Source organism: Magnetospirillum sp. LM-5 (assembly GCF_902729445.1).
GTDB lineage: Bacteria > Pseudomonadota > Alphaproteobacteria > Rhodospirillales > Magnetospirillaceae > Magnetospirillum.
This window is the reverse complement of the sequence record NZ_CACVCE010000019.1, coordinates 18,652-39,801: the sequence shown is the minus strand read 5'-3', so window position 1 is coordinate 39,801 and position 21,150 is coordinate 18,652. Positions and strand designations below refer to the sequence as shown.

The 21,150-nt window shown below is 65.6% G+C and carries 19 protein-coding genes; 8 read left to right on the top strand and 11 right to left on the bottom strand.

Going from position 1 to position 21,150, the window contains the following annotated elements; genetic code table 11:
- Positions 1–15: 15 nt before the first annotated feature.
- Positions 16–816 (bottom strand): cell envelope integrity EipB family protein, encoded by an 801-nt coding sequence (locus MTBLM5_RS08910; protein WP_173975748.1) that lies wholly within the window; start codon positions 814–816, stop codon positions 16–18.
- A gap of 277 nt (positions 817–1,093) precedes the next feature.
- On the opposite strand from MTBLM5_RS08910, the gene MTBLM5_RS08905 reads away from it, so the two are divergent.
- The gene (locus MTBLM5_RS08905; protein ID WP_156521156.1) at positions 1,094–1,381 is read left to right on the top strand and encodes a hypothetical protein; all 288 of its coding nucleotides are present in this window, start codon (positions 1,094–1,096) and stop codon (positions 1,379–1,381) included.
- Positions 1,378–1,812, top strand: a complete 435-nt coding sequence (locus MTBLM5_RS08900; RefSeq protein WP_173975746.1) for a hypothetical protein — start codon at positions 1,378–1,380, stop codon at positions 1,810–1,812. Before MTBLM5_RS08905 ends, MTBLM5_RS08900 begins: the two co-directional genes overlap by 4 nt.
- 49 nt (positions 1,813–1,861) lie before the next feature.
- On the opposite strand, the gene MTBLM5_RS08895 is transcribed toward MTBLM5_RS08900, so the two are convergent.
- The 3 genes from MTBLM5_RS08895 to aspS all read right to left on the bottom strand — a co-directional run bounded on the left by MTBLM5_RS08895 (position 1,862) and on the right by aspS (position 6,224).
- Positions 1,862–3,262, bottom strand: coding sequence for a hypothetical protein (locus tag MTBLM5_RS08895; protein WP_173975744.1), 1,401 nt, complete (start codon positions 3,260–3,262; stop codon positions 1,862–1,864).
- A 207-nt stretch (positions 3,263–3,469) separates the two neighbouring features.
- The gene (locus tag MTBLM5_RS08890; protein WP_173975742.1) at positions 3,470–4,312 is read right to left on the bottom strand and encodes a hypothetical protein; all 843 of its coding nucleotides are present in this window, start codon (positions 4,310–4,312) and stop codon (positions 3,470–3,472) included.
- 124 nt (positions 4,313–4,436) lie between these two features.
- Positions 4,437–6,224: an aspartate--tRNA ligase gene (aspS, locus tag MTBLM5_RS08885; protein WP_173975740.1), complete on the bottom strand. Its 1,788-nt coding sequence runs from the start codon at positions 6,222–6,224 to the stop codon at positions 4,437–4,439.
- Between the two features lie 126 nt (positions 6,225–6,350).
- Here aspS and rnd point away from each other — a divergent pair, with 126 nt between their 5' ends.
- From rnd to MTBLM5_RS08870, 3 genes are read left to right on the top strand one after another with little or no spacing between them, the layout of a single operon-like run.
- Entirely contained in the window at positions 6,351–7,550 is a 1,200-nt protein-coding gene (gene rnd / locus MTBLM5_RS08880) for a ribonuclease D (protein WP_173975738.1), read from the top strand.
- 2 nt (positions 7,551–7,552) lie between these two features.
- Positions 7,553–8,170 (top strand): YkgJ family cysteine cluster protein, encoded by a 618-nt coding sequence (locus tag MTBLM5_RS08875; protein ID WP_173975736.1) that lies wholly within the window; start codon positions 7,553–7,555, stop codon positions 8,168–8,170.
- A complete protein-coding gene (locus MTBLM5_RS08870; RefSeq protein WP_173975734.1) occupies positions 8,170–8,772 on the top strand; it encodes a YkgJ family cysteine cluster protein in 603 nt (200 codons plus the stop codon). The genes MTBLM5_RS08875 and MTBLM5_RS08870 overlap by 1 nt, the downstream gene beginning before the upstream one ends.
- On the opposite strand, the gene MTBLM5_RS08865 is transcribed toward MTBLM5_RS08870, so the two are convergent.
- Positions 8,755–9,843, bottom strand: coding sequence for a class I SAM-dependent methyltransferase (locus MTBLM5_RS08865; RefSeq protein WP_173975732.1), 1,089 nt, complete (start codon positions 9,841–9,843; stop codon positions 8,755–8,757). The two genes, MTBLM5_RS08870 and MTBLM5_RS08865, sit on opposite strands and share 18 nt — an antisense overlap.
- A gap of 100 nt (positions 9,844–9,943) precedes the next feature.
- Between MTBLM5_RS08865 and MTBLM5_RS08860 the strand changes: the two genes are divergently transcribed.
- From MTBLM5_RS08860 to MTBLM5_RS08850, 3 genes are all read left to right on the top strand, one after another.
- Positions 9,944–11,074, top strand: coding sequence for an SPOR domain-containing protein (locus MTBLM5_RS08860; RefSeq protein ID WP_173975731.1), 1,131 nt, complete (start codon positions 9,944–9,946; stop codon positions 11,072–11,074).
- Complete coding sequence (locus MTBLM5_RS08855) at positions 11,071–11,766, top strand: RluA family pseudouridine synthase (protein WP_173975729.1); 696 nt, start codon at positions 11,071–11,073, stop codon at positions 11,764–11,766. Before MTBLM5_RS08860 ends, MTBLM5_RS08855 begins: the two co-directional genes overlap by 4 nt.
- 95 nt (positions 11,767–11,861) lie before the next feature.
- The gene (locus tag MTBLM5_RS08850; RefSeq protein ID WP_068497911.1) at positions 11,862–12,305 is read left to right on the top strand and encodes a helix-turn-helix domain-containing protein; all 444 of its coding nucleotides are present in this window, start codon (positions 11,862–11,864) and stop codon (positions 12,303–12,305) included.
- Between the two features lie 257 nt (positions 12,306–12,562).
- Here MTBLM5_RS08850 and MTBLM5_RS08845 read toward each other — a convergent pair whose 3' ends face one another.
- The 6 genes from MTBLM5_RS08845 to MTBLM5_RS08820 all read right to left on the bottom strand — a co-directional run bounded on the left by MTBLM5_RS08845 (position 12,563) and on the right by MTBLM5_RS08820 (position 21,041).
- Positions 12,563–13,345, bottom strand: coding sequence for a mechanosensitive ion channel family protein (locus MTBLM5_RS08845; protein ID WP_173975728.1), 783 nt, complete (start codon positions 13,343–13,345; stop codon positions 12,563–12,565).
- A gap of 11 nt (positions 13,346–13,356) precedes the next feature.
- Positions 13,357–14,343, bottom strand: a complete 987-nt coding sequence (locus MTBLM5_RS08840) for a M48 family metallopeptidase (protein WP_173975726.1) — start codon at positions 14,341–14,343, stop codon at positions 13,357–13,359.
- 154 nt (positions 14,344–14,497) lie between these two features.
- Positions 14,498–15,937 (bottom strand): ImmA/IrrE family metallo-endopeptidase, encoded by a 1,440-nt coding sequence (locus MTBLM5_RS08835; RefSeq protein WP_173975724.1) that lies wholly within the window; start codon positions 15,935–15,937, stop codon positions 14,498–14,500.
- A 470-nt stretch (positions 15,938–16,407) separates the two neighbouring features.
- Positions 16,408–17,388: a DmsC/YnfH family molybdoenzyme membrane anchor subunit gene (locus MTBLM5_RS08830; protein ID WP_173975723.1), complete on the bottom strand. Its 981-nt coding sequence runs from the start codon at positions 17,386–17,388 to the stop codon at positions 16,408–16,410.
- Between the two features lie 15 nt (positions 17,389–17,403).
- Positions 17,404–18,141 (bottom strand): 4Fe-4S dicluster domain-containing protein, encoded by a 738-nt coding sequence (locus tag MTBLM5_RS08825; RefSeq protein ID WP_173975721.1) that lies wholly within the window; start codon positions 18,139–18,141, stop codon positions 17,404–17,406.
- A gap of 2 nt (positions 18,142–18,143) precedes the next feature.
- A complete protein-coding gene (locus tag MTBLM5_RS08820; RefSeq protein WP_173975719.1) occupies positions 18,144–21,041 on the bottom strand; it encodes a molybdopterin oxidoreductase family protein in 2,898 nt (965 codons plus the stop codon).
- Positions 21,042–21,150 lie beyond the last annotated feature (109 nt).

Sequence of the window (21,150 nt, the reverse complement as noted above, 5' to 3'; positions counted from 1 at the left end):
GGGGCTGATGGTCGGTCAGCAGGACCGGCGCGGAAGCGATTCCAGGCTTTCCAGGCGGCCGAGCAGGCTGAAATTCTTGAAGGTCTGCATGATCTCGCGGGCGACCCCGTTGGGGTGATAGGCCAGACCCATCTCGAAATTCGGCAGGGCGTCGATGGTGGCGACGGGGAAGAAGGCCAGCCGCATCGGCCAGGACGGGCTGCCCAGCAGCGGATTGACCGCCTTGGCAGGCAGTGCCTGGCTTTGCTTGCCGATCACCGCGTTGACCTCGTAGGGGCCTTCGGTGCCCGAACCGTCGAACACCACCCGCCAGAAGGAATGGCCGCCGGCCAGGGCAGTGTCGATCAGCCGCACCGTATGTTCGGTGGGAAACAGCGTCCCCTTGGGCAGGGCCATGGTCATCGGCTCGGGCCGCAGGAAGCGGGCGACGCCGCCTTGCCCCTTGCCCTTCAGGTCGGCGGTGCCCTCGATATCCTCGGTCACCTGGCCGTCGCGGGTGTTGCGCAGGCGGAACTTGTAATGCAGACCGTCCTTGGATTCCCAGGTGATGAAATCGGTGGTCGAGACCACCTGGCCGCCCTCGGTGTAGGCGTAGTTGATGGCGATGCGGTTTTCCACCACCCAGCCATCGCAGGAATCATCGAACTGGTAGCTCATGGTGCCCGAGGCGGCGGCGATGCCCGACCCCGACTTGCTGGACGCCAGCCCCATGGAATAGACCGCGCGGTGCGGTGCCAGATCGGCCGGCCCGGCCTGGGCCACCGCCGCCAGGGCCATGCCCAGGGCGACCGACCCAGAAATCAAACGCCACGCCATCCACGCCTCCGCGCCAGTCCGACATTTGCGTCGCAAACGCCCGACGATTCACCATACCAGACCGCACTCTACCGCACCTGCGGCGGCGAACAAGTCTCTCCATCACAACAGATATGGCGTGGGAACGATTTTCCCACCACCCGGCAAGAATTACCCGCCCGCCGGAAGATTCGACCCACCCGCTTGGACGGGAACGGCTGAGATGCCTTGATTCGGCGATTGGCACGGCGGTTGCTTCACTCAAGCCAGGGGAACCGCACGAGGAAGGAGAAGGCACATGACGTTCGACTTCGCTCCCGACTGGATGGGCGCAGAGGCCGGTGATTTCACCGGAACCGCGCAAGTTCCGGTCGCCGTTCCCCCGCTGTCGCCGCCGCCGCCTTGCGCCCCGGCCCATCCGACCGATCGCGAACTGGCGACCCTGGTCGGCGAATTGTTCACCGAGGGCACGCTGTCCTGGGACCAGTTGCGCACCCTGGGCAATGTCGGCGAGTTGCGGAACCTGCTGACCGACACCATCGCGGAAGTGCCGCTGGCCCGCCGCATCACGGAGCGCCGTTCATGACCATCCAGTTCCACCAGCCCGGCCGTCCCGCTCGCCAAGAGCCGATGATGTCTTCCACCCGCGACATGCTGCCGCCGGTGATCGCCCTGCCCGCACCCGCGCCGCAGCCCGAGCCGCGCTTCAACCTGCGCCACATGTCGCCGCGCCGCTTCGCCGAGATCGCCCACGAGCTGTATCTGGAAGGGGTGTTGCGCTGGGAAGAATATCAGTGGATCGGCTATCCCAGCGAACTGCACCCTGATTTCGACCTGACCATCGGCGCGCTGACCGGCGAGAAGGCCCAGCCCGACCGCCCGCGCGACATGCTGGGCGAAATCGAGGACCGCATCGAATTCCTGAAGCGCCATGGCGGCCAACAGACCCCCGGGTTCTGGCGGGCCGAGCGGGCCTTGGACGTCCTGCGCCGCCAGGCTGAACCGATGGCGGCGTAAACGAAAAGGCGGGCCACCCGGGCCCGCCTTCCCATTTCTTCCCTTCCCGTCACGAACCGGCGACGGCCGCCGCCAATCCGGCCCAGAACGCGCCCCCCACCTGCGGGCCGCAGATGTCGGAATGGCCGGAAATATAGGTCTTGCCATCCAGGCTGTAGACCTGTCCGGCACCGTATGTGGACGGCAGGGTGACGGCGTCGGGGCCGACCACGATCGCCTCGGTCGAGGCGCCCGCCCCATTGGTCACCTCACCGCTGAAGCCTTCATTGCCCAGCCCGCGATAATCGTAGCTCGACTCGTTGGGATCGTCCTGGCCGGAGCCGTACCACCCCTTGGCGGTCGCCACGATGAAGTAAAGCGTTCCCACCATCTGGTCCCGGCTGGAATAGGTTGCCAGCAGCGGGCCACCCGCCACCTTGGCGTCGGCGGGGACGGTGCTGAACTGACCGGGAACCCGCGAGCCATCGATGCTGGCGAAGGGAATATTGTTGGCGTAGCTCCAGCTGGGGATGGCGCCCTGGGCCAGCAGGATCAGCCCGAATTCCGGCCCCTTGCCGGCCTGCTGGTTGGCCAACAGCATCTCGGACACCACCCCGGTCCCCAGGGAATGACCCATGACGTGAAAGCGCGGCGGCGCGGCCGGAAGTGCGGCGGCCAGGCTTTGCGCCAACGGCAGCACGGCTTGCTGGCCGAAGGTCTGCGCCGAGCTGGCATAGTACGAAAACACCAAGGACCCGACCGGAAAGACGAACCCGATCAGGAAGGCCAGGATGTACGCCCCGATCCCGGTCCAGTTCATCGCCAGTTTCCACACCTGATCCTGGAAGTCGCCCCAACTGGTCCCCTTGGCCACCGGCGCCATCGGGGCCGAGGCCAGGCCGTCGCCGGCCTGGGCCTCGGCCAGCGCCGCGTTGATCGCCGCCACCAGATCGTCCGGCATCGCCGTCCCCGACTGCGCCGTTCGGGCGAAGGGCAGCACCAGCCCCAAGGCCTGGACCAGGGCCGGTTGGGCCGCCTGGTTGGGAACCAACTGGGCGATGGTCTGCTGATCGGACGGGGCCGAGGCCGAAGCCGAGACGGCATTGGCCGTCAACTGATCGGCGGTGCCGTCCCCCAGCGGGTTGCTGGGCCAGTGCGTGGCCACCACCAACGGGTTGAAATCGCTGTCCAGAAGCCCGGCAGGCCGGCACGGCCACCAGCCGTTGATCCAGGAAACGAAATCGTCGCTGGCGGCCGGGATATCCTTCCAGAAGCCGTGGTTCAGAATGATGACGTCGGTGTAGCGGGTGCCGCCGGGCGGCGCCTTCAGCAATTCGCCCAGATACTTGCTCATCTTGCCCGATGCCCCCGCATCGGGATCGTCCTGCTCGACATAGGTCCCCACCAGCGGGAAGTCCCGCTTGTAGTTGACCATGTAGATATCCGGCCCGTTGGTATTGATGATCGGCACGACCACGCCCTCCCGCATTGATGATTTCAATACGGAATTTATACCCCTATAACGGGCACATTAACGCGCTTTATTTGGTATTAAGATGTGCGTAACGCTATTTGGGCGTGTGCTTGCACCCATGGCAAACCATCGCACGCCCCGCGCAGACCGGGCAAAGACGAAAGACATCGGTTATGGGAAAGCGGCGGGTCGAGGCAGGAACGGTCAGCGCATCGCCAATTGGACCGCATGACCGGTCTGGGCCGACGACACCTTACGCGACACCGGCGGCGATGGCGGCGCAACAGCGCCGCGGTTCGGCGCCAGCGCAGAAACCTTTCTGGCCAGCCCCTTGGCGACACTCATGCCGCCCTTGGCGGTTCCGTTCGCCAACGACGCCACCTTCTTGCCGGCCTTGCGCGACGGACCAAATGTGGTGGCGACCTTCTTGGTGAGCTTGGCCGCCTTGAACTTGGCGCCGGCATTGGCGGCGATGGCGCGCCCGCTTTTGTAACCGGCCCGGTGCAGCACCGTCGATTTCGGCGGCGCCACCAGCGCCACCTTGAAGGGACCGGGACTGGCCACCGCGACGGCGACCGGCATCGGCGCCAGAGCGCGGCTTTGCGCCACCCGCACGTCGGCGGACGACAGATGAGGCGGCATGGTCAGCTGGGCGGCGGTAACGCCCGAGGTTCCGGCGAACGCCGTCGCCAGGGCGACACGCGGCGGCGGGGCGACCGCCACCGACGGCGAGCGCAGACGATCAAGCTCGCGCTCGACCTCGGCCGGCATCGGCTCGATCTGGGCGACGACGTCGTCTTGGCAGACATTCTGGTCGTCGAAGATACGGAAGGTGGCGCAATCCTTGCCGGTGGCCAGCGACAAGCCGTGATCGGTCTTGCTTTTGCCGGTGGCGGCCAACAGAACGCCGTCGGCGGCCAGGCTGGCGATGCTGATGGCGGGGGGAATGGCGCAGGCCGAAAGGCCCATCATCAGGGTCAGCACGACGGCAAGGCGCGTCAGAACGGGCAGCGCAAAGCGCCGAACCCCATTTTCTGCCACGCTCAAGGCCGCTACCATGCGCGGACCCCCTCTTGCCGCATTACAGGATGTGTCACCGTAAACGGCCGAGGGGGGATTGGCAACAATTGTTTTAAAAGTTGATTAATAGCCGCAATGAAATTGAGACCGATCAGCCTTCCTTCTTCGGCTTGGGCAGATCGGGCTTGATGTGCAGTTCCTTCCAGCGCAGCGGCTCGACTTCGGCCGGCGCGCCCATCAGCAGGTCCTGGGCCTGCTGGTTCATCGGGAACAAGATGACTTCGCGGATGTTGGGCTGGTCGGCCAGCAGCATGACGATGCGATCGACGCCAGGGGCCGAGCCACCGTGCGGCGGCGCGCCATAGCGGAAGGCGTTCAGCATGCCGCCGAACTTCTCTTCCACCACTTCCGGGCCGTAGCCGGCGATGCCGAAGGCCTTGATCATGATATCGGCGCGGTGGTTACGGATGGCGCCCGACGACAGTTCGACGCCGTTGCAGACGATGTCGTACTGATAGGCGTTGATGGTCAGCGGGTCCTGGGTCTCCAGCGCCTCCATGCCGCCCTGGGGCATCGAGAAGGGGTTGTGGCTGAAATCGACCAGGCCGGTTTCCTCGTTCAGCTCGTACATCGGGAAATCGACGGTCCAGCAGAACTTGAAGACGTCCTTTTCCAGCAGATCCAGCTCGGTGCCGATCTTGGTGCGGACCAAGCCGGCGAACTTGGCGGCCGGCAATTCCTTGTCGCAGGCGAAGAACACCGCGTCGCCATCCTTCAGATTGGCGGCCTGCTTGATGGCCTCGACGCGGGCCGGCTCCAGGTTCTTGGCGATCGGGCCCTTGGGGCCGTCTGCAGCGAACTGGATGTAGCCCAGGCCGCCGGCACCGTTCTCGCGCGCCCATTCGTTCAGCTTGTCGAACCACGACCGCGGCTGGTTGGCCGCGCCCGGAGCCGGGATGGCGCGCACCACCGCGCCCTTGTCCACCAGCTTGGCGAACAGGCCGAAGCCCGAGCCGCGGAACGGTTCGGTGACGTCGGCGATTTCGATGGGATTCCTGAGATCGGGCTTGTCCGAACCGTACTTCAACATCGATTCGGCATAAGGAATGCGCGGGAACGGCGCCGGCGTGACCTTGCGGCCCTTGCCGAATTCCTTGAACACCCCTTCCAGCACCGGCTCGATGGCGGCGAAGACGTCGTCTTGCGTCACATAGCTCATCTCGAAATCGAGCTGGTAGAACTCGCCCGGGGAACGGTCGGCGCGGCCGGCCTCGTCACGGAAGCAGGGCGCGATCTGGAAATACTTGTCGAAGCCCGCAACCATCAACAGCTGCTTGAACTGCTGCGGCGCCTGCGGCAGCGCATAGAACTTGCCGGGATGCAGACGGGCCGGCACCAGATAGTCGCGCGCGCCTTCCGGGCTGGAGGCGGTCAGGATCGGGGTCTGGAACTCGGTGAAGCCCTGCGCGATCATCGCCTGGCGCAGATAGGCGATCACCTGCGAGCGCAGCATCATGTTGGCGTGTACCTCTTCCCGGCGCAGATCCAGGAAGCGGTACTTCAGACGCATGTCCTCGGGGTAATCGCATTCGCCGGCCACCGGGATCGGCAGGATGTCGGCCATGGACTGGATTTCCGCCTCGGCGACCTGCATCTCGATCTCGCCGGTGGCGAGCTTGGCATTGACCGTCTCGGCCGAGCGGGTCACCACCTTGCCGGTGACGGTGATCACGCTTTCGGGGCGGGCCTTTTCCAGGATCGGGAAGATCGGGCTGGAGGTATCGACCACGCACTGGGTCAGGCCGTAATGGTCGCGCAGATCGATGAACAGCAGGTTGCCGTGGTCGCGCTTCCGATGCACCCAGCCCGACAGGCGAACGATCTTGCCGGCATCGTCTTTGCGAAGCTGGCCGCAGGTGTGGGTCCGGTAAGCGTGCATGGTGCCGTACTCCGCTGGCGCGCGATGATTTCGAAACCGGGAAAAAGGCACAAGGGCGCCCATTCGTCAAGGGTGGCGCAAGGCTCGACTTGCCGGCTTGCAGCCAGAGGTGTATCAACTTCGGCCATGCCGATGATTACCGACACCGCCGAACTCGCCCGTTTCTGCCAGCGCCTGGCCGAAGCGTCCTTCATCACGGTCGATACCGAGTTCATGCGGGAGAAGACCTACTACCCGCAGCTTTGCCTGGTGCAGTTGGCCGGCCCGGACGAGGCGCGCGCCGTCGACCCCCTGGCGCCCGGCATCGACCTGGCGCCGATGTTCGAGCTTTTGGCCAATCCCAAGGTGTTGAAGGTCTTCCACGCCGCCCGCCAGGACATCGAAATCTTCCTTCACCTGTCGGGCGCGGTGCCGACGCCGTTGTTCGACACCCAGATCGCCGCCATGGTGTGCGGCTTCGGCGATTCGGTCGGCTACGAGACCCTGGCCACCCAATTGGCCAAGGCCCGCATCGACAAGACCCAGCGCTTCACCGACTGGTCGCTGCGCCCCTTGACCGAAAAGCAGATCCAGTACGCCCTGGCCGACGTCACCCATCTGCGGGTGGCCTATGAAAAGCTGGTGCGCAAGCTGGAAAAGAACGGCCGCATCGAGTGGCTGAGCGAGGAAATGGCCGAACTGGCCGATCCCGCCACCTATCGCACCGTGCCCGACCAGGCCTGGCGCCGCCTGAAGCCGCGCTCGACCAGCCCGAAATTCCTGGCGGTGCTGAAGGAACTGGCCGCCTGGCGCGAGCGCGAGGCGCAAGAACGCGACATCCCGCGCCAGCGCATGCTGCGCGACGAGACCTTGATGGAAATCGCCGCCCACCACCCGGCTACCACCGACGAACTGGCCCGCACGCGGGGCATGAGCAAGGGCATGGTCGAAGGCAAGATGGGCGCAGCCCTGCTGGACGCGGTCAAGCGCGGCCTGGCCATGCCGGCCGAGGACATCCCGCGCCCGCCGGAAAGGGTCGAGCTGCCGCGCGGCCTGGCCCCTGTGGTCGAGCTGTTGAAGGTTCTGCTGAAGATGAAGTGCGACGCCCACGACGTCGCCAGCAAGCTGGTGGCCAATTCCGCCGACATCGAGGCCATCGCCGCCGACGACAATGCCGACGTGGCCGCCCTGCACGGCTGGCGGCGCGAATTGTTCGGCGAGGACGCCTTGAAGCTGAAGCACGGCCGCCTGGGCCTGGGCTTTTGCACCGACGGGCGCCGGCTGCGACTGGTGCCGATGGAACCCGAGGAAGCGGCGACGCCGCCCGAACCGGCCGAGGCGCTTTAGCCATGGCCGGCACACCGACCTTCGGCGACATCCAGGAACGCGCCCGGGTCGAGGCCACCAAGGCGCTGGGCAAGGGCCTGCCGGCCGCCGCCCGCGCGGTGATCCGCTTAGCCGATTCCGTCGCCGCCGAAGCCGCCCGCGAGCCGGCGGTGGCCCAAGCCCTGGCCGGTGCCGCCTGCGCCAAGGGCTGCCACTGGTGCTGCCATCAGGTGGTCGGCATCACCGCCGCCGAGGAAGAGCTGGTGCTGGCCGCAATCGAGGCGTTGGCCCCCGACATCCGGGCCCGCGTGCGCGCCCGTCAGGCTCAGGCCGAATGCCGGCTGCGCGCCCTTCCGGTCGAAAAGTGGCAGGCGGCCCGCGTCCCCTGCCCGCTGCTGGATGATCAGGCCTGCGCCATCCACGCGTCACGCCCGCTACCGTGCCGAGCCGTGCTGTCGGCCGATGCCGCCGCCTGCCGGGCCTGGCACGACGGCGACGAGGGGGCCCGCATTCCGTTGGTGGCGGTCCAGCGCGGCATCTACAGCCATGCCCAGGCCGGCCTGGCCCAGGCGCTGGGCGAGGCCGGCATGCCGCCCGAACCGATGGCGCTGACCGAGGCGCTGGCCCTGGCCTTCCACTGATGAGCGCCCCGACCTTCCGCGAGGCCGAGGCCCAGGCCGCCGCCGCCGCCCGCGCCCCCTTGGCCGCCCGCGACCTGAAGGGTGCCGCCGAAGCCGCCATCGCCGCCGCCGAATCCTATATGGCGCGCGCCGCCCGGACCGCCGATCTGGGCCGGCAGTTGAAGGGCCTGGCCTGCGCCAAGGGCTGTTCCTTCTGCTGCCACCAGATGGTCGGCGCCACCGAGGCGGAAGTCGCGTTGGTTCATGCGGCCGTCGCCCGGCTGCCGGCCAAGACGCAAAGCCGGATCAAGACCGCCTCGGCCGAGTTGCGCCAGAAGGCGCAAGGGTTGTCGCCGGCCCAATGGTGGGCAGCCAAACTGCGCTGCCCGTTATTGTCGGCGCAAGGGGCCTGCCTGATTCATGGGGCCCGCCCGCTCCCCTGCCGGGCGATGAACTCGGCCGACCGCGCCATCTGCCAAAGCTCGTTCGAGGGCCAGCCGGCCAACATCCCGGTCCTGGCCGCCCAGCACGGCATCTTCGGCCATGCCCAGGCCGGCCTGCTGCAGGCCCTGGTCGCCGCCGGCCGGCCCAACGGTCTCGTGATCCTAGGCACCGCCTTCTAGGATTTGGACGGCGACCTGCTTGGTCGCGGGCGACATTGCGATCACCCGCCAGCGGATACCATGGACGGCGACGAATTCGCCGAAGGCCCGGTATTCGTCGTCGGCCCAGGTGCGGTTGCCGATCATTTCGTCGAACACCACAATCGTCCCCGGCCCGATCCGGTCGGCCAGCGCGAACAGCACGAAGCGGGCCGAGGAATAGATGTCGCTGTCGATATTGACCAGCCGCACCGGCCCGGGATGGAGGTCCAGAAAGGCCGGCAGGGTCTGGTCGAACCAGCCGGCGTGCAAGGCGACATTGTCGGGCACCGCCGGCAATTGAGCATCGGTGGTCAAGACACCACCCTGCTCCGAGCCCCAATCCTCGGGCAGTCCTTCGAACGAATCGAAGCCGTGCACCATCTGCCCGGCGGCGTGGGCCAGGTGGGTGATCGAAGTTCCGCGCCGGACGCCGAATTCCAGCACCAGACCCGGGCGGGTGGCGCAGGCCAGCCCATGGCGCAGCAGGCTGGCGGAAACGCCGAACACCCGACAATCGGCGGCCAGGTGCCCCATCAGCGCGTCGATGCCGTCGGCCAACGGGCGGCGGCGCGGATGGTCGGCCAATTCGCGGGCGAACAGATCGGCCGCCTGCTGGTGGCGGCCGATCAGCCGCAGCAGGCCGTAGGCGTACGCGTGGTACTTGCCGTTGGCGCCGACACAGGCGCTGGCCTGGGCCAGCCGGTCCAGCGCCGCGTCGGGGCCGGCCAGTTCCAAGGCCGGGCCGTGGCCACCGAACCACGCCGCCGCCCGGCCCGGATCGAGTTCCAGCAAGGCGTCGAAGGCCGCCAGCGCCGCCTGGGCGTCGCTTTGGGCCAGCAGGCTCATGGCCTTTTCGTACAGCATCTGGATGTCGGCGCCATGACCTTCCACCAGACGGATGCAATCGGCGTAACGGGCGTCACGACGATAGGCGCCGGCCAGCAGACTGGCGGCGGCGGGCCAATCGGCCACGGGTTCCAGCAGGCGGATGGCGGCGGCGAAACGGCTGGCGCGGATCAGGGCGCGGGCCTGGGAAAGACGGTGGTCCATGGCGCCATGGTGCTTATCACTTGCGCTTCCCGTCAAGGCGGGGAAAATGGCGCCAGTCGATGTCGATCCGAGGCGCCCCATGCGGCCGAGTTCCCGAATTGTGGTTGTTGTGGCGCTGGCGGCGCTGGCGGCGGGCTGCACCAAATTCAAGGAAGAGATCGAGACCAGCCGCGCCGAGGCCGAGATGCAAGCGCAGATGGAAAGCTACCAGAAGCCCAAGACTCGCCCCGGCTTGGAGCCCCTGCTGAACCGACCCGCGCCGGCGATGCCCGACCCGATCGCGCCCGAGCGTCCGGAACAGCCCGATCCCTCGGCCCTGCCGTTTCCGTGGGTGGACATCCCGTGGAGCGAGGCCGAGGCGATGCTGGCCGGCGACCCCGCCGCCCTTCGCTTCCTGGCCCTGAAGCAGCTGGGTCAGGACGGGCTGATCGGCCTGGAGGACGTGACCCAACGCCGCGCCGCCAATCTGGGCGCCCTGCTGCCGATCACGGTGCCTGTTCCACCGGCCGCCGGCCTGGACCGCCCCACCGCGCCTCCTTCGTCCTTGGTCAAGCGCTTCAACCATCTGTACGACACCGCCAAGGGCACGCCCGAAACCCGCCGTGCCGAGCGGAATTTCCTGTTGGACGCGATGATGCCCGGGGCCAAGGCGCCGCGCACAACGCTGGCGGCGCCGATCGACATGGCCCAGGCCCGGGCCGGACTGGCCAGGTTGGACCGGCTCAAACAGTCCGGCCTGATCACCCCGAGCGAACAAGAAGGCGAAGCCCAGGCGCTGCAGAAGATGATCGCCGACGGCGCCCTGCCCGAGACCCTGATCGTCGAATTGCCGCCGCCACCGCCGCCGGCACCGAAGAAGGTGGTCAAGAAGGCCGGAAGCGGGCGCCCGGTCGGCCGCATGGAGGGCGGCGTCTCGGGTCGGTTCGAGGTGATCCCCTCGCCGCCTCAGGTGTCGGCTCCGAAAATTCCCGCAGGCTCGAACGCGCCGGCCGGCCTGCATCTGCTCTCGATGGGCACGGCCATCCACGCCGAGAAGGCCTATGAGGCGTTGAAAAAGGAATTTCCCGATCTGGCGCCCCTGTCCTTCACGGTGTCCAAGGCCGAGTTGGGCGATCTGGGCGCCACCTACCGACTGATCGCCGGGCCGACCGATCCGGCCAATGCCGAAAAGATTTGCGCCGACATCCGGGCCAAGGGGCAATCGTGCCAGGCGACACCGTTTCCCAAATGAACCTGGAGGCCCGGCTGTTGTACCGGGACGCCATGGTGCTGATCATCGACAAGCCGGCCGGCATCGCCGTCCATGCCGGTCCGCGCGATGGCAGCGCCAACCTGATGCAATGGCTGGATCAGTTGCGCTTCGGCCTGCCGCGCGCGCCGGAACTGGCGCATCGGCTGGATCGCGACACCTCGGGCTGCCTGGTGCTGGGCCGCCACCGCAAGGCGCTGGCCCGGCTGGGCGAATTGTTCGCCGGCAGCAGCGTGGACAAGGTCTATTGGGCGGTGGTGGTCGGCCGCCCGCAGGCCGACCAAGGCCTGATCGAAGCCCCGTTGAAGAAGCTGGAACGCCGCCACGGCTGGCGGATGATCGTCGATCCCAAGGGCCAGCCGTCGGCGACAAGGTGGCGGGTCTTGGGCGGCGACCAGCGCCTGACCTGGATCGAGGCGCGGCCCCTGACCGGTCGGACCCACCAGATTCGGGTGCACCTTGCCTCGATCGGGCTGCCCCTGGCCGGCGACGCGGTCTATGGGCGGGGCACCGGCGACCTGGAAGCATCCCGTCTGCATCTGCATGCCCGGTCCATCAGCCTGCCCTTCACCCCAAAGAAGCCGCCGATCACCGCCACCGCACCGGTGCCCGACCACATGGCCGAATTGTTGCGTCGCTGCGGCTGGTCCGACACCGAGCCCACCGAGAATTAGTCGAGGTTGAAGTCCTACCCTGCCGGACACGCGCTTGCATGCAATTACCGTGGCGGGTATTGTATGCATCCTTATCCGTCGCGTGATGGTAGCAGATGACCAAACCCACCAATGACAAGCGCGTTTACCGTGCCCGCACCGAAGAGGGCGAGCCCGATCCCATCGACCGGCATGTCGGTGCCCGCCTGCGCCTGCGCCGAACCCTGATGGGACTGTCGCAGACCGAACTGGCGCGCGCCGTCGGCCTGACCTTCCAGCAGGTGCAGAAATACGAAAGTGGCGCCAACCGCATCAGCGCCAGCCGGCTTTATCATATCTCGGAAGCCCTGGACGTTCCGGTCAGCTTCTTCTTCGACGACCTGCCGGCCAAGACCGGGCCGGGTCTGTCGGAAGACCCCGCCCAGCCGCTGGCGCCGCCCGATGCCGGCCGGGAAGGGCTTGAAATGATGCGCAATTACCACCGCATCGGCGACGAGACCATCCGTCGCGGCGTCTATGACCTGACCAAGGCGTTGGCGTCCAAGCTGAACGTCGGCTGATCAGTCCCCCGTGAAAAAGTCCCGCGGCTTCGCCTCGGTGTAGTTTTCCCCGATTTTGTTGGGCAATCCCGTGCTCAAGCAAGCTTTCCGCGCGGGATTGGTTTGTATTCCCGCCATGAGGCGAGCACGGCTCGCCTCATGGCGGCCACAATACGCGAAAAATAGGCGCAGGGCCGCCCCAAGCCTATTTTTCTCTTTTTGAGTCAACGTGTAAAAGCACACTGAGCGAAGCGAAGGACTTTTAGACGGACAACCGATCAGGCGCTGGGTCCGACCTTGCATTCCCGCCAGATGGCGGCGATCAGGTCGGACCTGATGGTCCCGATGTCGCCCACCGGCACCCAGATCGACACCACCACATCGACCGCTTTTTCGGCGAACTTGGTCAGCACCACCGCGGGCGCCGGCTCGGCGGCGATGCGGGGATCGGCCGCCAGCAGGGCGCGCAAGGTGGCGATGGTGGCATCGACCGGCGCGTCATAGGCCAGCGGCACCGCGATATCGACCTTGCGGGTCGGGAAATGGGTCATGTTGCGGATCGATGCCGACCACACCACCGAATTGGGGGTGACGACCTGGATGTTGTCGCCGGTCACCAACTGGGTGTGAAACAGCGACACCTGCCCGACCTTGCCGGCCAACGCGCCGGCCTCGATGGAATCGCCCACCTTGAACGGGCGAAACAGCAGCAGCATCACCCCGGCGGCCAGGTTCGACAGCGTGCCCTGCAGGGCCAGGCCGATGGCCAGGCCGGCGGCACCGACGATGGTCACCAACGAGGCGGTCTGCACGCCCAGGCGTTCCAGTACGGCGATGCCGGTGACGGTCAGCAGGCCCCAGCGGACCAGCGAGGCGAAGAAGCCGCGCAGCATGGCATCGGCGACCTTGACCCGGGCCAGGCCGCCGGCCACCGCCCGCTCGGCCCAGCCGGCCAGGGTCCAGCCCACCACCAGGGTCACCAACGCCCAGAATCCGCTGGTGCCCCAATGAATGGCCAACTCGGTCAGTTGGTCGATGGAGATGGCACTGAAATCGGTCATCTTGGAAATCCTTAGGAACCTTTGAATTTAGGGTCGGTCGGAATGGCAGCTTTCAGCGCGTCCCAGCCCGACGGGACCATATCGGTCTTCGGCCTGGGCAGGCCAGACAATTTCGCCTTCATATTGGCCACCCGTTCCGGGGCGGGCGGATGATCGATAATCAAATCGTTCAACAGATGATGTCCGTGCATGAAGCCATACTTCGCCAGCTTGCTCATCATCGACACCGCCCATTCGGGATTGATTCCCGCCCGCGACATCAGGAGCAGGGCATGCTCGTCGGCCTCGAACTCGTCGGTGCGCGAGAAGCCCGCCTTCAACACCTGAAAGGCCGCAACGCCCCCTTGCTGCGGAATGATTCCGCCGCCCATGGCGCCCCTGACATCGGTCAATAGCCCGGGGTTCGACTTCGCGGCCTCGGCCAGGGCCTGCCTCAGGTTGGCGCCCTTCAGAATATGACCGTGATCGACATGACCGGCTTCGTGCGCCAGAACCGCGGCGAGTTCGCCCGGATGATCGCACATGGCGATCAGGCCGGCATTGACCGAGACCAGCCCGGCCCCGACCGTCCAGGCATTGATCTCCATGCTGCGGGCCAGCGACGCATGCCATGGGAATTGCTGGCGCTCGGCGACGGCGGCGATCGGCTTGAAGAAAGCCGCCATGGCCTCTTGCAGCTTCTTGTTGGCGACGGGGCCACCATCTTCGGCCTGACAGGGGTCGAAGCTTTGCCTGGCCAAGGCCAATTCCTCGCGGTCCTCGTCGCCCGAGAAGCGGCGGCTGCCCGCCCCGTCGAAAATCCCTTGGCGGCCAGGCTCGCCCGCGGGCGCCAGCCTGCGCGGCGGCGCCGAAAATCCATTCCGGGGATCGGCATAGGGATCGACCTGCGCCCACGGGTCGTTTTGCGGCTTGATGGCGCTGTCGAACTGGGCCAGGGCCGGGCTGGCGGCGGTGGCGGCCAGGCCGGCCAGGACGGAACGGCGCGTAGTTGTGGTCATCGGCTCCCCCCGAAAGCGAACGGGCGCCCGTTGCCCGGACGCCTGCTCACTCTACCGCGCCGTGCGGATCGAGCGAAGCCTTGAGATGAGTCGCGCGTCAAATCTTTGAAGTTGACGGAATGGACACAAGGCAATCAAATATTATTCCAAGCCCCTACAGACTGCCTAATGAGCGTGTATATTTTCGAATCAGCAATCGATCATCGCCGCGCAGAAGGTCGAGCTTGTTGAGTTGCCAGGCAATCAATTCGTAACTGGCTTGGAAATGCTCCGCTACCCTGGACATCCAGGAATCCAAGGAGGTCTCTAAAACTGAGTGATCGCTGAAGCACTCGCAGAACATGCGATTCACCGCAGCCTTTGGCGCCAATAATTCGGCGGCGAAGGCGTTGGCCCGGGTCTCCAGTCGACGATCGACCCGGGTCCACTTCTTGCCTATCAGCACCTCGGCGACGGGCAGCCCCTGACGACGGTCCATCAGCAAATGACCGATTTCGTGTGCAAGTGAAAAATTACGGCCGGCCGGCTGCGAACTCCGCTGACCCTCGGTGTTGACGATGACCGCTGGCCCGTGCGAAGGCCCCCAGACAGCGACAGCATCAATCTTACGCGTGCCGAGCTTTCTTTCGATGATCTCTACCGAGTGTTCCGTCAGAAATTGCGCGGGGTCGAACCGGCTGGCATCGGCCATCTGACGATGGCGCCGCAGCCAAACCGCGCCACGCTCGCCTTGAGCCCTCGGCTCACTTTCACTCAGCAAGCCAGAGTGTATCCGGCACAGATCGGCATGCGTGTCCAATCCCTGAGTACGGGTCGGGTGGAGCTTACCCAATTCGGCCAGCAACCGCCCGATGTCCGAATCCTTGAGCACTCCATCCATCATGCGAGCGGCAACAGCCAATTCAGGGAGATTGGTGTTGGCTGGCCGAGGAAGATTCTGGTTCTTGGCCGGCCATATCCGCTTCAATCTTGCCTCGTCCAGGCCAGAGGCAAGGCGGAAACCCTCTTGCGCGCATCGTTCCTTCCGAGAGTCCCACGCGGCGATCAATGGAGAGGCCTCAGCCATGGTCGCCAATCGGCTTCGAATGTGTCCAGCCAAGCCCTCAAGGCAACTCAATACATCATCGACCGGCTGGCGCCACTCTCTCAAACCCGAGCCGACGATCATCTGATTGCCGGATCTCAACAGCAGCAATGAGGGTACCTCTGCTCCCCTCAAAGCACGAGCGAGATCGTGGCGGCATTCAAATGCCCGCAACCGTTCATCCTGTTGGTCGATATCGGCTTCATTGTCGAACGTCGTCCAGCGTTGCTCGATCTGGTCTCGAAGATTACCCAGAACAATCTCGTCCAGGCCGGAAAACGGCCGCTGCTCCTCGAAGACCAGGGCGGCCCACGCATCGGCAAGAAACGCCAGAAGGTCGTTCCAATTCCATTCGACAGGATCGCCATCGCTGCCCCAGACACAGGTTTCGGCATCGACCCAAAGCTTCAACGCCCCCCACGTCCGCGACACGACACCAGGTAAGGCGCCATCTGGACAAGGCAGCCACGTCAACTCGGCATGCAGTCCGTCGGGAACTCCGAAGATCATCCGGTCAGCCACTGGTCGAACTCTTTCTCAAACCCCGATTCGCGCGCCCGATCTCGCAATCGCCTTTGTATCGAGGTGGGAATGTGCTTTCGGTTCCGTACCGGAAAACCATGCCAGCTCCGGCCGTCTCCGTTCGGGAAAGCCTGATATACCACGCCTTGCCAAACACTCCACAAGGCCCGGACACCATCCTTAGCGCCTTCGCCCGCCTCGGGCAAGGCCTCTTCCAACAACTGCTGAGCTTTAGAAAGCGTCAGAGAGCGCGGGCACTTCCCGATCCATTTTCCGCCATCCCGCACCACCTCGGCGCGGTCGCTATCTCCGCAGTGTTTGAAGCGATGCTCCCCAGAATCGTACACGCGCTCGCCGTCAAGAACCGGTGTCGCGCCGAAGGATTGTCTATGAGGGTAACACATAAACCACAACTATCACAGGCTGCGCGCAGCAGCAACGCGCAACCCCGGTACTGGTCACGCCATGCGCTGGTAGTAAAGGTTCTGCACATGGTTGCCGCCGGCGAAGAAGGCCCAGCGCTCGGCCAGCAGGCCGACATACTGGATGGCCACCGCGATCCACAGAAGCGGCGGCTCGCCATGGCTCCAACCCAGGGCCAGCAGCAGCATCGGCAGCACGAACCCCGCCAGCAGCCCGGCCAGATTCAGGGCGCGCACCGCATCCGGGCCGCCGGGGGCTGCGAACTCGGTGGTGTTGAACGACGACCCCAGGAAGCCCTGGGTCAACTGGCGGATCTGCTGATGATGGACGCCGATGGCGCTTTTCATCGTCGATTTGGGCTTCAGGCGGGTGTTGCGCCACAGATGGAACAGCTTGGTCGCCAGGCCCAGCCCGGTCAGGATCAGGCCCAGGCCGGCCAGCAGGCCGAACAAGGGCGAGCCGCTGGCCCCGGTATAGGCCGCCGCCAGCACGAAGCCCGACGACAACCCCATCAGGGTGTAGTTGATCACCGTCCAGAAGCTGCCCCACTCGCGGATGAACTTGACGCAGGCATAGATCATGCCGGTGCAGATGAACAGCAATCCGGCCGCGCCGGCGGCCAGGAAGCCGACGCTCATGGTCAGGTCCAGGGACTTCTGGTTGCCGAAGGTGTAAAGCACCGGATTGAAGTCGAACCAGTGGGTCACCCCGTACAGGAAGGCCAGGCCCATGACCGCCGGCAGCACGATCACCTCGCGCGAGAGCCACGAGGTGCGCCACCGGGTCGCCGCCCGCCAGCCGCGCTGCGGGTTGGCCAGGTGGAAGATCGAGGCGACCAGGCCGGCGGCCAGCAACACCACCGCCAGGGCGGCGCCGATGCCATAGAACTTGCCGGTCTCGTGGGCGGCGCCGGTGCCGATGACGAAGTACCACTGGCCGGTGACCAGGGCGATCAGAAGACCCTGGCCGGCGCCGATCAGGGTGGTGAGGAAGAGGACGGAAAAAGCGGGACGCATGATGTTCCTCTCCTCTTACCAGCTCGACATTTCGTCGACGGTGGGCGAGCTGAAGGCGGGCTTGGGCAGCTCGGCTTCCAGCTTCAGCGGGTTGTCGGCGCGGACCAGTTCGTCCTCGTGCAGGCGCATGGCGGTCTTACGGCGCGGCAGGTAATGGTTGGCCGGCTGGGTGCCCCATTCCGGCATCAGCTGGAAGCCGGCATTCTCGCGGATCGCCTTCGACGCCTCGGACTCGGGGTCCTTGATGTCGCCGAAGATGCGGGCCGACGGCGGGCAGGCCAGCACGCAGGCCGGCTTGCGCCGGTCTTCCGGGATCGAGGTGTCGTAGATGCGATCGACGCACAGGGTGCATTTCTTCATTACGCCCTGGACCTCGTCGAACTCGCGGGCGCCATAGGGGCACGACCACGAACAATATTTGCAGCCGATGCACTTGTCGTAATCGACCAGGACGATGCCGTCGGAGTCACGCTTGTAGGACGCCCCGGTCGGGCAGACCGGCACGCAGGGCGGTTCCTCGCAATGCAGGCACGATTTGGGGAAATGCACCGTCTCGGTATTGGGGAAGGTGCCGCATTCAAAGGTCTGGACGCGGTTGAAGAACACCCCCTTGGGATCGCCGCCATAGGGCGACAGATCGGTCAGCGGGCCGGCCCAGCCCGAAGTGTTCCATTCCTTGCAAGACGTCACGCAGGCATGGCAGCCGACGCAGACATTGAGGTCGATGACCAGGGCGAGTTGCTTGTCCGACATGCTCAGCGCCCTCCCTTGCCGGCGAAGAAGGCCCGCACCTTGGCGGTGAAACCGGTCTGGCCCGGCACCTGGGGCAGCGGGGCGAATTGCGGCCAGCTTTCCTGGGCCTCGCCGTCGGCGGCCTTGGTGATGCGCACGCGCACGTCGTACCACGCCGCCTGGCCGGTCACCGGATCCGAGTTCGAGACGTGGCGCCCGCCGACCATGTTCGGCAGTTCCTCGGAAATCAGGTGGTTCAACAAGAAGCCCTTCTTCGATTCGTTGGCGTCGGCCGACAGGCCCCAGGCCCCCGAAGCCTTGCCGATGGCGTTCCAGGTCCACACCGTGCCCGGCTCGGTCGCTTCCGAGAAGCGGGCCATGCAGCGGACCTTGCCCCACGGGCTTTCCACCCACACCCAGTCGCCGTCGCCGAAGCCGCCGGCTACGCCCACCTGCGGGTGGACGAAGATGTAATTGTGGGTGTGGATCTGCCGAAGCCAGGCGTTCTGCGAATCCCACGAATGGTACATCGCCATCGGGCGCTGGGTGACGGCGCTTAAGGGGTATTTGCTGGTGTCGGTTTTCTGCCATTCCAGCGGCACGTAATAGAACGGCAGCGGGTCGAAGAACTGACGAACCCGCTCGCGCAGATGATCCGGCGGCTGCTTGCCCTTCCACTTGCCCAGCGCCGCCAGGCGGAACTTCTGCAGCACTTCCGAATAGATGTGGATGTTGATCGGGTCGAGATAGCGCACCAGGCGATGGCGCTGGGCCCAGGTCAGGTAGCCCTTGTTCCAGTTACGCATGTACTGATAGCTGCGCGGCAGCTCGTAATGGAAATGGTTGTTGTTGCGGGCGTACATCTCCCACTGGGCCGGGTTGGGCTCGCCCACCAGGAACTTCTCGCCCGACTTGCCGCGCCAGCCCGACAGGAAGCCGATGCCGGACCCCGGCTCGGTCTCGAAATTGATGATGAAGTCGGGATAGTCGCGGTACTTGCGCTCGCCCGCCTTGGTGACGAAGGCCGGCAGGCCCAGGCGGGTGCCCAGCTCGATCAAGACGTCCTGGAACGGCTTGCACTCGCCGGTCGGCGGCAGGATCGGCACGCGCACCGAATCGACCGGCCCGTCGAATTCGGAAATCGGCCGGTCCAGGATGCTCATGACGTCATGGCGTTCCAGATAGGTGGTGTCGGGCAGCACCAGATCGGCGAAGGCCACCGTTTCCGACTGGAAGGCGTCGGCGACGACGATGAAGGGGATCTTGTATTCGCCGTCTTCGCCCTTGTCGGTCAGCATCTTCCTGACCTCGACCGTGTTCATGGTCGAGTTCCACGCCATGTTGGCCATGAACAGGAACAGCGTGTCGATGGGATAGGGATCGCCGCGCCAGGCATTGGTGATGGCATTGTGCATCAGCCCGTGCACCGACAGCGGATATTCCCACGAGAAGCCCTTGTCCAGGCGCAGCGGGTTGCCGTCGGCATCGACCGACAGATCGTCGGGCTCGGCCGGCCAGCCCAGCGGCGTGCCTTCCAGCGGATGGCCGGCCCGGATGGCGTGCGGCCCCTTGGGCGGCTTCGGGCAGGGCGGAATCGGCCGCGGGAACGGCGCGCGATGGCGGAACCCGCCGGGCCGGTCGATGGTGCCCAGCACGGTCATCAGGATGGACAGGGCCCGGATGGTATGGAAGCCGTTGGAATGGGCCGCCAGGCCGCGCATGGCGTGGAAGGCCACCGGATTGCCGGTGACCGAATCATGTTCCTTGCCCCAGGCGTCGGTCCACGAGATCGGCAGCTCGATCTTCTGGTCGCGGGCGGTGACGCCCATTTCATGAGCCAGCCGGCGGATGGTGGCGGCGGGGATGCCGGTGATGCCCTCGGCCCATTCCGGGGTGTAGTCCTTGACCCGGTCCTTCAGCAACTGGAAGGCCGGCTTGACCGGCGTGCCGTCGGGCATCTTGTACTCGCCCATCAGGCGGCCGTCGGTGCCGGCAGTGCGCGAGATGGTCGGCTGGTCGCTATAGCGGTCCCACCACATGCGGTCGGGGGTGTCGAAGGTGTCGGGGCGAACCGGCACGTTGGCGTCACGCACGAACAGGCCGAACTCGTCGGCTTCCTCGTTCAAATTCACCAGCTCGGCCGAGTTGGTGTACTGGATCAGGAATTCGCGGTCGAACAGGCCCTTGTCTATGATCTCGTGGATCAGGGCCAGCAGCAGGGCGCCGTCGGTGCCCGGGCGGATCGGCACCCATTCGTCGGCGATGGCGGCATAGCCGGTGCGGACCGGATTGACGGCGATGAAACGGCCGCCGCCGCGCTTGAATTTCGACAGCTCGACCTTCATGGGGTTCGAGTGATGATCCTCGGCGGTGCCGATCATCACGAACAGCTTGGCGCGGTCCAGATCGGGGCCGCCGAATTCCCAGAAGCTGCCGCCGATGGTGTAGATCATGCCGGCCGCCATGTTGACCGAGCAGAATCCGCCATGCGCCGCGTAATTGGGGGTGCCGAACTGCTTGGCGAACATGCCGGTCAGCGCCTGCATCTGGTCGCGGCCGGTGAACAGGGCCAGCTTGCGGGGATCGGTCTTGCGGATGTTGCCCAGGCGGGTCGACAAGATGTCGAAGGCCTCGTCCCAGGAAATCGCCTCGAAGCGGTTCTCGCCGCGCTCGGCCCCGGCCATGCGCTTCAGCGGCTTGGTCAGCCGGGCCGGCGAATATTGCTTCATGATGCCCGAAGCACCCTTGGCGCACATCACGCCATGGTTCAGCGGGTGATCGGGATTGCCCTCGATGTAACGGACCTCGCCGTCGCGCAGATGCACGCGGATGCCGCAGCGGCAGGCGCACATGTAACAGGTGGTGGTCTTGACCTCGGATTGTCCAAGGTCGGCGTCATGAATCGCTTCCGGGTCCCGCATACCTGCTCCTGTCGGCTTATTGGGGCTGACATTAAATTAGACCACCCTAATGATTCAAACCTTTGTTGAGGCTTCGGCGGTTTTTTTGAACCAAGCCAAGCAATCCGGT

What these genes read in the sequence shown, in the direction of transcription:
- MTBLM5_RS08840 (WP_173975726.1), bottom strand. Translation starts at nt 14,343, where the DNA reads ATGACCACAACTACGCGCCGTTCCGTCCTGGCCGGCCTGGCCGCCACC.
- MTBLM5_RS08865 (WP_173975732.1), bottom strand. Translation starts at nt 9,843, where the DNA reads ATGGACCACCGTCTTTCCCAGGCCCGCGCCCTGATCCGCGCCAGCCGT.
- MTBLM5_RS08905 (WP_156521156.1), top strand. Translation starts at nt 1,094, where the DNA reads ATGACGTTCGACTTCGCTCCCGACTGGATGGGCGCAGAGGCCGGTGAT.
- MTBLM5_RS08835 (WP_173975724.1), bottom strand. Translation starts at nt 15,937, where the DNA reads ATGATCTTCGGAGTTCCCGACGGACTGCATGCCGAGTTGACGTGGCTG.
- rnd (WP_173975738.1), top strand. Translation starts at nt 6,351, where the DNA reads ATGCCGATGATTACCGACACCGCCGAACTCGCCCGTTTCTGCCAGCGC.
- MTBLM5_RS08870 (WP_173975734.1), top strand. Translation starts at nt 8,170, where the DNA reads ATGAGCGCCCCGACCTTCCGCGAGGCCGAGGCCCAGGCCGCCGCCGCC.
- aspS (WP_173975740.1), bottom strand. Translation starts at nt 6,224, where the DNA reads ATGCACGCTTACCGGACCCACACCTGCGGCCAGCTTCGCAAAGACGAT.
- MTBLM5_RS08845 (WP_173975728.1), bottom strand. Translation starts at nt 13,345, where the DNA reads ATGACCGATTTCAGTGCCATCTCCATCGACCAACTGACCGAGTTGGCC.
- MTBLM5_RS08850 (WP_068497911.1), top strand. Translation starts at nt 11,862, where the DNA reads ATGACCAAACCCACCAATGACAAGCGCGTTTACCGTGCCCGCACCGAA.
- MTBLM5_RS08875 (WP_173975736.1), top strand. Translation starts at nt 7,553, where the DNA reads ATGGCCGGCACACCGACCTTCGGCGACATCCAGGAACGCGCCCGGGTC.
- MTBLM5_RS08910 (WP_173975748.1), bottom strand. Translation starts at nt 816, where the DNA reads ATGGCGTGGCGTTTGATTTCTGGGTCGGTCGCCCTGGGCATGGCCCTG.
- MTBLM5_RS08855 (WP_173975729.1), top strand. Translation starts at nt 11,071, where the DNA reads ATGAACCTGGAGGCCCGGCTGTTGTACCGGGACGCCATGGTGCTGATC.
- MTBLM5_RS08830 (WP_173975723.1), bottom strand. Translation starts at nt 17,388, where the DNA reads ATGCGTCCCGCTTTTTCCGTCCTCTTCCTCACCACCCTGATCGGCGCC.
- MTBLM5_RS08900 (WP_173975746.1), top strand. Translation starts at nt 1,378, where the DNA reads ATGACCATCCAGTTCCACCAGCCCGGCCGTCCCGCTCGCCAAGAGCCG.
- MTBLM5_RS08825 (WP_173975721.1), bottom strand. Translation starts at nt 18,141, where the DNA reads ATGTCGGACAAGCAACTCGCCCTGGTCATCGACCTCAATGTCTGCGTC.
- MTBLM5_RS08820 (WP_173975719.1), bottom strand. Translation starts at nt 21,041, where the DNA reads ATGCGGGACCCGGAAGCGATTCATGACGCCGACCTTGGACAATCCGAG.